Consider the following 12,106-nt stretch of genomic DNA (forward strand, 5'->3'; position numbering starts at 1 on the left):
GAACTGAACCCCCGCGCTTTCCAAGGCGATCTGTAGCGCCGCAAGGGTTGGACCTGATGCCTCCCCCTTCTCTGCCCGCAAGACGGTGTTCCGGTGAACCTCTGCGAGTCGGCCGAGATCATCAACGGACCATTCGAGGAGGGCGCGTGCGGCTCGAAGCTGGGCCGGGGTCAAATGCATTTGGTAGCCTAGTTAGACACTCAGTGTGAAAAAAGTACCACGAGTGGATTGACGGCACAACGTGCTCTCGGTACAACCATTGTACCAAATGCACAGCGAGCCGTCCCGATGTCCCTCAACCGCCGCATCTCTTGGACCGCCGCCACCCGCACGATGCGCCAGGATCGCGTTGCGCTCCCCGCCGGCTTCCTCTCGGCTCGTGCCCTGGTCGAGTGCTTCACCAAGACCCGCCGCCCTCTCGTCGTCGCCGGCAAGTTCGATCGGGCTGCGATCATGGCCCACGCCGCTGCGGTCGCGAAGGCCCACCAGCTGCGCACGGCATGCGCCTGGGGCGAGGCGATGTCCGTCTCGCTGAAGGCCGCTTGGCAGGTCGCCAAGGTCGCCCAGCGCGCGGCCGCGCACTGAGACCGTGAGAACCGCCGCTCGTCAGCCGCCTGGCTGATCGGCGCCCAAACGGGACCCACCCCCTTCCCCACCGCTGACGACCCCAAGCCCCGGAGCACCGGTTATGGCAACGATCCCGCACGTCCCGAACCTGAAAGACCCCATCCTCGCGGTGATCGACCGCCATCTGGAAGCCTGGTCGGTCTACCAAGTCGCCCCCGAAGGCGAGGCGTCAGAGGTCGCCAACCTCGAAACCTTTGACGCCATCTCGGCCCTGCTGACCACCGCCTGCGCGACGCGGTTCGGATCACTCGCCCTGCTCTCGCATCTCCGCTGGTGGTTGGCCGAGGAGGCCGTGAACGCCGATGGCTACGGCGAGCACTGGCAAATGGCCCAGGCCCGCGCGGCCGACCTGACGCTGTTTCTCGGCACCCCGCCGGTCCCGGCCGTCTACCCGGAAGCGCACAAGGTCGGACATGCCGCTGCGCGTGTGGTGCGCCAGGCGATGCGGCGCATCTCGTCTCCGCTGTTCGAGATGTACGGCCCCGAGGATCTGCCGGGCGCGATCAACGGCTGGCAGGCCGTGGCTCCGATCCGGCCCGACACCGCCTTTTCGCGGTCCCTGCGCGCCCTCGACGGCATGGGCGAGACGTTCGCCGCCCTGTCCCTGATCTGCGGCGGCCTCGTCATCATCGGCCTTGCCACCCTCGCCTAACCGCCCCGCCCCTCACGCGGGCCGGACGGCTCGCGGCTCACCTTCACATTGGAGCCCACGCCATGCGCAATCCCTTCGCTCGCCTCGCTCGTGCCGACGTCGCCCGTCCCTCGCTGCGCGAGCGCGCTGCCACCCTCAAGGCTTCGGCCTCTCGTGTGATCCGCCGGGGGCCCAAGGACGCCCTGCCAGAAGCCGGTTCGGAGGAGGCCATCGCCCTTTTTCACGCGGCCATCACGGAAACCGATCGGCTCTCGCGCGACGCCGTGCACAGCTATCCCGAACTGAGGCGCGGGACCATGGAGTGGTGGACCTGTCACACCTTGCGGATGGCCTTGGAGACGGGGGAGATCGCGCCCGCCGAGGCGGCCCCACTTTACCGGCTCGCGGCCAAGCGGGAACATTGTATCCGTGCGGCCGCCCTCGCTACCGACGTGGGAGCCCTTCAGATCCTGGCCTACGCGGCCGACTACTCGCGAATTGCCGCTACGCGCGAGGCCGAGCCCGCCCACCGCTGACGCTACCGCCCTCGTCGCGGTAGCCGCCTGCTGCCGCGCCCTCTCCCTTCCATCCTGCCCGACCATAGGAGCGCCGCGCGTGCCCTCTCTCAAGCTGTCCAATCCCTTCCGCCGGGGTGCTGATCGCCCATCCCTGAAAGACCGTGCTGCGAGCCTGAAAGCGACGGCTGCGCGTCTCATGGGCCGCAAGCCCGACGAGGCCGACCAAAGCCGCCGGATGATGGTCGCTGGCTCAATGGCTGCCGCCGTCGCCGCGCCCCTGCCGGTACTGGCAATGGCCGTCATGCCGGCCGAGGCTGCGGGGCTCCACCCCGACCAAGCGCTATTGGATGCCGAGGCCGTCTATATGGCGGCACGGGATGCCGAGGACGCTGCCAAGGCGGATCACAGCCGCGCCTATGCTGCCTACGAGGCCGCGCTCGGGGAGTTGCCGCTGGCCCTCGTCGCCCCGACCTGGGTTCTGGTCGATACGGCGCATCCGGGCATGCCGCTCGGCAAGGAGGGCATCCGGCTTCAGATCGCTGACGTGCCCGGCGATACCATCCTTTATCGGTGGACAATCGAAAGCCTGCACCGGGCCATCGCGGCCATGCCGAGGGTCTACGGACGAGCCGGCACGACACCCAAAGCCATCCGCGTTCTGCGCGACGTCCTTCCGGAAGCCGAAGCCTATGAGGCTCGCATGGCCGAGGCGCGGACACGGTTCGGATTGTCAGATACCCGGCGCAGATGGACCGAAGCACAGACAGCGACCCGGCTAGCCCGCAACGTCATTGCCGAGGCCGTAGCGGTCACGCCGGCCGGGTTGGCGGTCAAGGTACGCCAAGCGACCGAAGGCGAGTGGCAGAAGACAGACCGGCTCACGGGCGGCCTGATCCAAAGCGCGGCCTTCGTCGCGGGCGTCGGCCTGGTCGATCCCAGCGCGGACTATGACGCGGCGGGCTGGGTCCAGGCGTGGGAGGCCATTGGCGGTAAGGCGCTTCGGGACAAGGCAGGGTTCGCCCCGAATTTCCACTGCCCACCCGGCACATCGGGCGAGGACGGCGCCGCTCTCAAGGTGGAGACAACCCGGCTGATCGCCGAACTTGAGGAGCACCGAGACGCGATAGAGCGCCACGTGAAGGGCCGGGGCTGATCCGATGAGCAACGTTTACACCTTCGCTCCTCGTCGTTCTGTTGCTGCCCCTGTGGCGCTGCCGGCCCCCTCCCCGGCCGAGGTCCGGCGCCAGATCGAGGAAGCGGCGCAAGCTGCCCTCGACATCGCTGACCGGCTCATCGCGCTCCTCGACAAGATTGAGGCGGACCCCGACCAAGAAGACGGCGGCGACGCCGAACCGTCCCTCGGTGCGCCCGAAGGACATGCTTCGCAGATCGTCTGGCTGCGTGGTTCATCCTCCGACATCGAACAGGACACCGCCCGTTGAGAGCGACCTGTTCGAACGCCGAAAAGGCAGGAGGACATCATGCCGAAAACCACGACCGTCCCGACACAGAGTAAGCGCCGGCCCCTGATCCGCGAGAAACCGGCGCCGATCGCCTACCGGATCAACGACGCCGCCGAGGCCATCGGGATCGGGCGGGCGAAGCTCTACCAACTCATCGCAGCCGGGAAGATCCCCGCCAAGAAGTGCGACGGCCTCACGTTCATCCGGGCCGTCGATCTCGATGCGTACATTTCGGGTGGCGAGGACGTCGGCCCCCTTTCCAGCATGCAGGATCTCGCTCGATGAAAACCCGGATCACCATGCGCGCCGCCCTGGCGCTCGGCCTGCCCGCTGTTGCCCGTGGCCTGGGGCGCATCAAGCGCCTGCGCTGCTCACTCCTGCGGGATGCGGGACACGAAGCCGGACGCGGGAACGTCGTCACGGCGGCCCTGCTCGTCGCAATCTACGTCATCGCTTGATGCCCACAGGCAGGACTGTTGGCACGACCGCATTCCCACAGGAACGCATGCCGTCCCGAAGGCCAGGCCGCGCAGGCTTCCAACACGTCCTCAACCTGTCTATGCGATCCTGTGGGCAGGCAGGCGGGCCTTCAAGCGGGGAAGCCGACGTGCGGACAATTGCGGTGATCAGTCAGAAGGGCGGGGCTGGTAAATCCACCCTCGCCATTCACTTGGCCGTCGCCGCGTACCTCGATGGCCATCGCTGCGCCGTGGTCGATCTCGACCCTCAAGCCACAGCTCGGAAGTGGGGGGACAAGCGCGAAGCGGATGGCCCCGAGGTCATTGGCGACCACGCCGAGCGGCTTCCACATCTCGTGGACGCGGCGCGGGCGAACGGTGCAGACCTCTTGGTGATCGACACGGCGCCGAACGCTGATCGCGCTTCCCTGGCTGCGGCGCGCGCAGCAGACCTCATCCTGATCCCCTGCCGGCCAGCGTCGTTCGACCTCGAAGCAATCGAAGCCACGCGCGATCTTGCGTCCATTGCCAAGAAACCGGCGTGGGTCGTGCTGTCGGCGGCCCCGATCCGTAGCGCCATCGTGGACGAGGCTCGCCGTGGCCTGGAAAGCAGCGGGGCGAAGGTGGCGCCTCAGACCATCCACCACCGTGTCGCCTACTCTTACGCGGTGATCGACGGACGGTCGGCCTCTGAATACGAACCGGACGGCAAAGCGGCGGAGGAGATCGCAAGCCTTTTCCAGTGGGCGAGCGGACAAGTGGGCCTGCCCACAGGTGGGCGGCACGGCAGGAAGGCAGGAACCTGACGATGACGAAGCGACCAAGCCTTTTTGGCGCGAAGCCGACGCCAGCGGCAGAGCCTGGGCAACAGGACAGCGCAGAACGCACAGAAGCTGTGATCACCAAGGCCGAAGCGGCTGGCGGTGCGCCGGCTGGTCGCGACCCCGTCGCAGCGGCACGTTACCCGAAGGCAAGCACGCGCGAGGGCAAAAGAGTGGTGACGGCTTACCTCGACCCGGAAGCCTTCCGCCAACTCAAGCGGATCGCAGCCGACGAGGACGCTCAGCAGCAGGATTTACTCATCGAAGGTATCAACGCCGTGTTCGAGAAGCGCGGCCTTTCGCGGATCGCATGAGATGACGGCGCCGGCAGAAGACCCTTTGGAGACCTACAAGCGCAAACTTCGCGCGGCGGAACGGGCACATGACGAGGTGTCCACCGAAACGCGGACAATGCTGGGAACGGTCATCACATTCGGGTCGGAGGCGCTGAAGGCAGCAGCGTTGGTGAATGGCGGATCAGCCGCCGCGATGCTGGCTTTCATCGGAACCGGGCGCCAGCCTGTGACCCTGGACACGATCCAGGCGCTTCGGCTTTTCGGGTTCGGGCTACTTGCGGCAACAGTCGCCACGGGCGGGGCATACATCACGCAGTACCTCTACCAGAACGCGATCGACGCCCGCGCGCGTGAATGGGAATACCCATTCGTTCGAGAGACCAAAAAGAGCCGGCTGTTCGCACGGTTCGGTATGGGCTTCCACGCAGTGACAGCACTTCTGGTCATCGGCGCTTATGGCTGTGCCGTCGCCGGTCTACTCGGCATCGCAAGTACGCTTGTCCCCATGCCGGCTAAATGACAAGCCAACCTGCGGCAATGCACACTTGCAGGATTGTGGGCATGCCGGCATGCAGGCCTATTATCCTGTCTTCCAATCCTATAACTTGGGATAAGCGGCATTCTCACAAGTTTCAGGGTTAGGCGGTTTCTATGGGTCCGATCCCCGCGATAGATGGAAGCTCTGGTGCACGGCTCCCGCTCAAGCCGGTCTATGGGACGCCGTGCAACGGCTGCGGCTTCTGCTGCGCGGCCGAGCCCTGCGGGATCGCACGTCAGTTCATCCCCGATCACCCGGAGGAGGGGCCGTGCCGCGCAATGGAGTTCGAGGGCGGTCGCTTCGTCTGCGGCATGATCCGGCGGCCGGGGCACTACATTGGGTTGCCCGATTGGGGCGACCCGCACATGGGCGCGCTGTTCGCGGGCGCCCTCGGGGCAGGGAAGGGCTGCGATGCCGACGACTTGGCGTAAGTGTTTCCTTCGTGCAAGCCTGTCTCGATGGCAACACTTAGGACGCGGTGATGAGTAGAGGACCCGGCAAGATTGAGCAGGCCATCGCGGGCGCCTTCACTGAAAGGCAGAGCGAGTTCTTCACGGTGGCGGCCCTTGCGATAATCGCCTATCCCGGCTTGAACGAGCCCTTGAAGAAACACCGGGTCTCTGTGGTCCGTGCTGCTGACAAGGTAGCTGCTCGCCTCTGGTGGGCCAAACTCACCAGCGAGCGCCCAGGCGGCCACATCGTCTACTGCAACACGCTTGATGTCCGGTCCTACACCCTCGGGCGGCTCCGCGCCGACTTCGTCAACAACGATCTCTCCGACATCGCTCTCGAAGCGCTGATCGAGCCGCCGACAGAGCAGAACCCATACGCCCACAGAACGCGATGGGAGTGGATGCAGCCTGGCGCGGCATGGTGGACGCACGTTGAAACGGCACGTGCTCGGCAGCGTGGCGACACGGTAGAGGCCGATCGCCTTTTGGCAGAGCTAGAAACTGACATCGGCCGCAAGTGGGGTCGGCTCTCAATGGGATCTTGCCGATGATTGACGAGGCGAGCGGCACCCTGGCGCCCATAGCCTTTCCCCCAGATTTGGGGAGAACCCTTCCGGCCGAGACGGCGGCGATCGTCCAGGCTTACCAGCGTGCGAGCAAGGCCGGGTCCACCGTGCGGGCCTACAAGTCCGATGCCGTGATGTTCTCGGCATGGTGCGAGCGGTACGGCTTCCGGTCGCTTCCGGCGTCGCCCGAGGCTGTGGCGGCGTTCCTCGCGTCGGAAGCGGATGCGGGTCGAGCGGTCTCTACCATCGGCCGGCGATGCGCCGCGATCCGCTACGCCCACAAGCTGGCAGGGGAAGCGGACCCCACCGATAACGAGGACGTGCACGCGCTCCTCAAGGGCATCCGGCGCACGCGCGGTACGGCGCCGCGCCAAAAGACGGCGGCCACGGTGGAAATCGTCTCGGCGCTGCTGATGCGGACCCCTGACACCCTGACCGGCAAGCGGGATCGGGCGCTGCTGGCCCTCGGACTCGCGGGAGCTTTCCGGCGCTCCGAGCTGGTCGCCCTCGACGTGGCCGACCTCCGCGAGGACAAGGACGGCCTGCGCGTGATGGTGCGTCGGTCCAAGACGGACCAAGAGGGCAAGGGGTTCGAGAAAGCGATCCCGCATGGCCGCTTCGTGCGTCCGGTTGCCCTGCTGCGCGAATGGCTCGATGCCGCCGGGATCACGGAAGGGCCTGTGTTCCGGCCAGTGTCGCGGTCGGGGAGGGTGCGGGGTGTGCAAGTTGCACACCCTTCCAAGGGTGGGGAATTTCCCCAGCCTTCTGGTCTCTCCAACTTGGCGACTCCTCCTCGCCTCACGACGCAATCCGTGGCCGACATTATCAAGCGATATGCCACCGCCGCCGGGCTCGATGCCTCGGCTTTCGGGGCACATTCCCTGCGGGCCGGGTTCGTCACCAGCGCTGCCGAGCGCGGCGCGGACCTCGCCCGGATCATGGACCAGTCAGGTCATCGCGATCCGAGGACGGTCGTCGGGTACATCCGGCGTGCCAACGCCTTCAATGGACACTCGGGGAGCGGGTTCCTGTGATCTGTGCCTCTCAAGCGGAAGGCATCTCAGCAAACTTCGAATTTCCACGATGGTGTTACCATGCAGGTATCGCCTATCGAGCTATGGCCGACAAAGCCTGTGATCCCCGTTAAGGCTCTTGAGGATTACGGTTCGTGTACCTACACACTCGTTCATTGCAACGACGAGCACTCCCTCCTGCAGTGTCCTGAAAGATAGATTGGCCCCCAGTATATCTTCCAGTCTTAACCGCAAGGGTTGCCTCGGAAGACACACCGGTTAGAGTAGTAAGAGTTTGCGTCGCAGTTCGAACCCGTGACGCCCTGCTTCCGCGTGCAACTCAGAACACTGCGACCACCGTAGGCGTTGATCCGGCCCGTGATACCGGGCGATGAGTCGCCTGAACAGCAGTAACGGAATACCACGTCGTAAGGACAATTGTTCCTCGCTGCGACGTACGAACCCGCGTCATCATACGAGATACAGCCGGCTGCCACCGGGCTGCTAGCCACAATGCCGAGTGCGAGAACCAAAATTATACGCATAAGTTAGCACTCCTTTATTCCAACTTTTTAAGTAATCGACAGATTTAGCGTGTGACCACTATTATGTCGTGGCTCGTTGTTGAAGTTAAAATAGCCGCCTGCCCCTGAAAGGTTATCCTCCCTCAGATATGGCTTCGAACCGTGCGGAGGATTTTTTCCATAAAACTGAAGAAGCATACCGTTAAATATTCTATCGCCAAGCTGCAAAAACGGGCAATCAAGTTTCACAAGGTGGCAAGATCACCCCATTAATCTAATCCATTAAGGTGGTATTAGCCTGCCCCTATCCGGTGGCCCAGGTTCGAAGTTAGTGCATCGTCGGTCGCGTGACGATGAACCTACCTCAAACTGGAGCCAACAGATGGGGCAGGCGAAGCTCCAGCATGACGATTATCTCGTCGGTCTGACAGATCTACTCAGAGATTGTTCCGAACGAAGGTTCCTTCGGTTTGCACGCGGTTGTACACCTACCAGCTTTTACACCCGCCTGATGCAAGCACGTTTGTAGATCGTCTCCGTTATCCTTGTATTGCTTGCGGCAACGGGCCTTATCGGCACTATAGGTAGAGTCACATCCGCCTTCGCTCTGACGCATAGAGCACTCGCTCGCATCTGAAGTGGATGAGGGAGTTAGCTTGCAGGCTTCGACGCAAGCCTTGGAATTTGCCGAGTTCATACACAATCGTTTAACGACCGCTGGGTCTCCATAACCACCAGCCGGATTATCGCAACTTCGAAAACACCTCTCCGTGCAGGCGTCCGCGAAGGCGCTGGAAGCGTAGGCGAGGATGGCAATGAAAGGGATTATAGAGATAATACGCGCGATCAAAGAGTTCCGGATTAACACTCAGAGCCTCCGCCGCAACGGTTGAGCGAAACGCCACGCATCGTCACTGAGTCTCCTTGCCATTCGCGCTTGATGCATTCGCTGCCGTCGTTACAGTTCACCCGTATCGTAGGCGGCTCCATGCCTGTCATGCGAGTGTTCACGCCGCAAATGGGGAACCGGTAGACCGTATCGCGGGACTGGAATACGCCTTCCTTGCCCCTCACGTCGAACTTCGTGCCTGTCACCAGCTTCCGCGACTTAATGAAGGTGGTGAAATCGTTGTAGACTGGACGGGCGCATTCCTGGGCGCCAGCGCGCAACGGGAAAAGCGCCGCCAGTCCAAGCAAAAGTGCGACCATCTTCATGTGATTAATCCTCCGCTGTGGACACCTGCCTCCGCATCTGACGGAGGTAGGATCGACTGGTTCTCGCACCAGTGTTAGCGGCCGCACCGTTTCCCGGTGTCTTGATCCTGCTTACAACCGCCCTGATCGCAGCTGCAGGCCTTGCTGGGTAACGGGAAAAGGCCAATCGAGATGGTGGCTAGGAGGGCGAGAATGGCGTATTTCATCTTTTGCTCCATTGCTGACTCAAATCACTCTGAAAATAGATTTCAACATATTGCGTTTGTCAATAGACGGCTACTGCGGATGCGTTCGTGAAGACGGGCAAGGATAAGGGTTTCCGCCCCGCCATCCGCTCGCTTAGGTCGAACTGAGATGCAGACGGGGAAGGAACGGCAGTGCGCTCATTTATAGTGCCTATCATCTTCGCTATTTCTGTGACGCATTCGTATGCTTGCCAAGATGGAGCGCTCCTATCCTCGCAAGCTTGCCGCGCCGTGTTCGCGGAGACCTGCGAGCATGAGTGGGGGCGCATTCAGGTCATGACGGAGAGTGGCTCTGAGAGCAAAGCACGATTGGCAAAAAAATACCGTAGAGAGTTCATGGCCGCGTGCTCGCCTTGGCGCGAATGGTCACTTTCAAAGGGATGCGACGCGTACCCGGAGATGACCGAGCATTTCAGAAGAAACCCCTACGGTAGCCAAATCAACGATATTTACAGGCGCTATTCCGTGGAGGATTTTGAAGCGGCGAAGGCGGAAGGGCGAGGAGGTCTTTGATGAATTCCTGCCGGGGTCCAAGATTTATAAAGGAACGGCTGGCAGGCTTGGTCGCTGCTACGCTCGTTCTCGCGTGTCTCATCAAACCATCGAGCGCCGAACCAGATGAAGCCTTCATGTCATTCTCAAAAGGGTGTCGGCGGAACGAGATATCAAACGCAGAGTACCGAGATTGTCGAGTACGCAAGTACGAGCTTATGGCGTGGTGGCTACCGCAGGATGGCACCCCATCGTGCCCACCTCCGTTCTGCATGTCAGTTTTGAAGGCAGATCGACATGGCTGGTCCGGAGGCGGCTGGCACGTTCGCTCTGTGACGGGACCTAAAGCGAAGACACTTCTCGGGCACCTACCCTCCGGCGCTGCACTGAAAATAGTCGATCGCCGCGGACGAACGAGTGTTTTTGAAGTGTGCGGAACATGCTCTGAAGCTGAATATATTCGCGGACCGCTACGGGTTGTAGCAGTCCAAGAAGTATCGAACCACCGGCTAGTTTTTGCGGTGCCGACGAGCGCGGCCGAAGATAGCCGCCGAGCGCAATGGCGATGGCCCAGAGCCAGACCTAGGTCAATTCACGGGATGCCGGTCCCTGGCCGGCGCGCCCCGCCTGTCCGGCTTCCAAGCGGTTCAGACGCTCGATTAGCTTCGGGGTCATTGCACGTTCTTCGGCCGGTCCAACTGGAAGGTGAAGGCGGCACAGGTCTTCGGCCACTGGCCAGCCGCCGATGCAGCCGCACGCTCCTGCTCGGTCAGCAGCGTGGGCGACAGGTCTCGCAGCGGCTCACCCTCGGTCATGCCGTAGGCGCCAAGGTTCATCACGAAGACGTCGTCGGCGTCGTGGATGGCGTGGCCACGCCCCTTCAAGAAAGTGACGATATCACCGGTAGGGGTCCCGCGCGGGGCCTCGACCCGGAAGATGAGGTGCTTGCCGGCTGAGGGTGGCGTGGCCTCCGCCTCGAGCCGGGTCAGTCTGTCCATCGTGCGTGGGGTCATCGCTTTCCTCCTGATGCCTGTTCCAGAGCGGCCAAGCGCTCCGCGAAATCCTTGGCCTCGATCGCCTTCACGTGGGCGTCGATCAGCTTGCTGAGTTCGGCGGCCTCGGACGGGGTGATCTCTCCATCGGCCACGCCTTGCAGCAGGGCGCTGGTCGCCTTCGTCAGGTCGGCCGGCGTATCAATCGTGGGCAGAGTGAAGGTGATGGGGCGATCCTTCCGCACCGGCATCATCCGGTCCAAGCACAGGCGCAGAGCCACCGTATCGCCCCCAAGAGCGAGTTCGACGGCCTTGCGGGTCAGGGCTTCACCCTCACCGTCAAGGATCGCCTCCATGGCCAACGTGGAGCGATTGCGGGACCCCTTCGGCCGCCCGGATGGGTTGCCGCTCTGACCTGGCTCGAATTGCGTTGCTCGGTTCATCGTGTCGCTACCGTACTTTCAGCGAACGCCATTTCGCCTACGCCCGCCTGTAAACAACTGACGAGATACAGAAATTGCGCCTCAGTCCTGCATCTCGAAGGTGCGGTCTCTCAAAGACAATTCAACCGGCTTTCCGTTCTCAGCGCCGATCACATGGCGGATGATGTTGAGGTCTTCGTCGCGAACCTCGTGACCACAAGCCCGAAGGAAGGCGACGGCCTCCACGCCACTCGTGCTGGCGGGGGCCTCGATCATGAAGCGCCGAACGCTCTGAGGCGGACGAGGTGGCGCATTGGCTACCTCCAACTTCGTGAGACGCTTATTCAGGTCCTGCATGTTGATCACTCCTGGTGGGTGGCTTGGGTAAGCTTCAGGCCCTCGGCAGCCTCAGCGAAAGTCGCCAGCGTCTCGGCTGCCACCCGCTTGCGGAATGTCCCTGCATCCTGCGACGTCTCGATGGTCAGAGCTACGATGCAGGCGGCGTCGATCGCAGCGCGGATGCCGAGGTCATAAGCGCGGCGCTCGGCCGGGGTCATGTCGCGGATCATGCGGTTGCCTCCGCGTCCTGCTCGGAATGGCTCGCTTCCGAGGCGCGCCGCGCAGCCCACTCCCGATCGCGCTCGGCCTGGGCCTCCCGCAGAGGCGCGTACTCGCGCTCCTGTTCCTCGTAAACCTTCTGCATGCGCTTCTCCTCGCGGGCTGCCGCTTTCTTCCGCCGCGCCAGGTCTTCGGCCTTCTGCCTCATGATCTCTTCGACGGTGATCGGCTCCGGCTTCGAAGGCCGTTTAGCGCGCTGCTGGAATGGGTACGGC

Annotated in this window: 18 protein-coding genes and 1 pseudogene; 13 read left to right on the forward strand and 6 right to left on the reverse strand. The window is 63.0% G+C overall.

Features of this window, described 5'->3' with window-relative positions; translation table 11 throughout:
• Positions 1–288: 288 nt before the first annotated feature.
• The 13 genes from MKK54_RS19595 to MKK54_RS19655 all read left to right on the forward strand — a co-directional run bounded on the left by MKK54_RS19595 (position 289) and on the right by MKK54_RS19655 (position 7,404).
• Positions 289–585 (forward strand): hypothetical protein, encoded by a 297-nt coding sequence (locus MKK54_RS19595; RefSeq protein WP_244013331.1) that lies wholly within the window; start codon positions 289–291, stop codon positions 583–585.
• A 103-nt stretch (positions 586–688) separates the two neighbouring features.
• Positions 689–1,279 carry a hypothetical protein gene (locus MKK54_RS19600; RefSeq protein ID WP_244013333.1) on the forward strand — a complete coding sequence of 197 codons (591 nt, stop codon included), beginning with the start codon at positions 689–691 and terminating at the stop codon, positions 1,277–1,279.
• A gap of 62 nt (positions 1,280–1,341) precedes the next feature.
• The gene (locus MKK54_RS19605; RefSeq protein ID WP_244013335.1) at positions 1,342–1,794 is read left to right on the forward strand and encodes a hypothetical protein; all 453 of its coding nucleotides are present in this window, start codon (positions 1,342–1,344) and stop codon (positions 1,792–1,794) included.
• Between the two features lie 79 nt (positions 1,795–1,873).
• The gene (locus MKK54_RS19610) at positions 1,874–2,929 is read left to right on the forward strand and encodes a hypothetical protein (RefSeq protein WP_244013337.1); all 1,056 of its coding nucleotides are present in this window, start codon (positions 1,874–1,876) and stop codon (positions 2,927–2,929) included.
• 4 nt (positions 2,930–2,933) lie between these two features.
• Entirely contained in the window at positions 2,934–3,218 is a 285-nt protein-coding gene (locus MKK54_RS19615) for a hypothetical protein (protein WP_244013339.1), read from the forward strand.
• 39 nt (positions 3,219–3,257) lie between these two features.
• A complete protein-coding gene (locus tag MKK54_RS19620) occupies positions 3,258–3,524 on the forward strand; it encodes a helix-turn-helix domain-containing protein (RefSeq protein ID WP_244013341.1) in 267 nt (88 codons plus the stop codon).
• A complete protein-coding gene (locus tag MKK54_RS19625; protein WP_244013343.1) occupies positions 3,521–3,697 on the forward strand; it encodes a hypothetical protein in 177 nt (58 codons plus the stop codon). Before MKK54_RS19620 ends, MKK54_RS19625 begins: the two co-directional genes overlap by 4 nt.
• A gap of 164 nt (positions 3,698–3,861) precedes the next feature.
• Positions 3,862–4,503, forward strand: a complete 642-nt coding sequence (locus tag MKK54_RS19630) for an AAA family ATPase (protein ID WP_244013345.1) — start codon at positions 3,862–3,864, stop codon at positions 4,501–4,503.
• Between the two features lie 2 nt (positions 4,504–4,505).
• Complete coding sequence (locus tag MKK54_RS19635) at positions 4,506–4,832, forward strand: ribbon-helix-helix domain-containing protein (protein ID WP_244013347.1); 327 nt, start codon at positions 4,506–4,508, stop codon at positions 4,830–4,832.
• A gap of 1 nt (position 4,833) precedes the next feature.
• Positions 4,834–5,334 (forward strand): hypothetical protein, encoded by a 501-nt coding sequence (locus MKK54_RS19640; protein ID WP_244013349.1) that lies wholly within the window; start codon positions 4,834–4,836, stop codon positions 5,332–5,334.
• A gap of 131 nt (positions 5,335–5,465) precedes the next feature.
• Positions 5,466–5,783 carry a hypothetical protein gene (locus MKK54_RS19645; protein WP_244013351.1) on the forward strand — a complete coding sequence of 106 codons (318 nt, stop codon included), beginning with the start codon at positions 5,466–5,468 and terminating at the stop codon, positions 5,781–5,783.
• Positions 5,784–5,833: 50 nt separating this feature from the next.
• Positions 5,834–6,355, forward strand: coding sequence for a hypothetical protein (locus MKK54_RS19650; RefSeq protein WP_244013353.1), 522 nt, complete (start codon positions 5,834–5,836; stop codon positions 6,353–6,355).
• Entirely contained in the window at positions 6,352–7,404 is a 1,053-nt protein-coding gene (locus MKK54_RS19655; RefSeq protein ID WP_244013355.1) for a site-specific integrase, read from the forward strand. Before MKK54_RS19650 ends, MKK54_RS19655 begins: the two co-directional genes overlap by 4 nt.
• Positions 7,405–8,768: 1,364 nt before the next feature.
• Here MKK54_RS19655 and MKK54_RS19660 read toward each other — a convergent pair.
• The 6 genes and pseudogenes from MKK54_RS19660 to MKK54_RS19685 form a co-directional block, all read right to left on the reverse strand.
• Positions 8,769–9,122: a hypothetical protein gene (locus tag MKK54_RS19660; RefSeq protein ID WP_244013357.1), complete on the reverse strand. Its 354-nt coding sequence runs from the start codon at positions 9,120–9,122 to the stop codon at positions 8,769–8,771.
• 1,408 nt (positions 9,123–10,530) lie between these two features.
• Positions 10,531–10,872 (reverse strand): hypothetical protein, encoded by a 342-nt coding sequence (locus tag MKK54_RS19665; protein ID WP_244013360.1) that lies wholly within the window; start codon positions 10,870–10,872, stop codon positions 10,531–10,533.
• Positions 10,869–11,294: a DUF5681 domain-containing protein gene (locus MKK54_RS19670; protein ID WP_244013362.1), complete on the reverse strand. Its 426-nt coding sequence runs from the start codon at positions 11,292–11,294 to the stop codon at positions 10,869–10,871. The genes MKK54_RS19665 and MKK54_RS19670 overlap by 4 nt, the downstream gene beginning before the upstream one ends.
• Positions 11,295–11,375: 81 nt before the next feature.
• Complete coding sequence (locus MKK54_RS19675) at positions 11,376–11,630, reverse strand: hypothetical protein (RefSeq protein ID WP_244013364.1); 255 nt, start codon at positions 11,628–11,630, stop codon at positions 11,376–11,378.
• Positions 11,631–11,635: 5 nt separating this feature from the next.
• The gene (locus tag MKK54_RS19680; protein WP_244013366.1) at positions 11,636–11,842 is read right to left on the reverse strand and encodes a hypothetical protein; all 207 of its coding nucleotides are present in this window, start codon (positions 11,840–11,842) and stop codon (positions 11,636–11,638) included.
• Positions 11,839–12,106: pseudogene (locus tag MKK54_RS19685) on the reverse strand (hypothetical protein); the annotation flags it as partial. The gene MKK54_RS19680 and the pseudogene MKK54_RS19685, both read right to left, overlap by 4 nt.

The organism is Methylobacterium sp. J-068, from assembly GCF_022829445.1.
GTDB lineage: Bacteria > Pseudomonadota > Alphaproteobacteria > Rhizobiales > Beijerinckiaceae > Methylobacterium.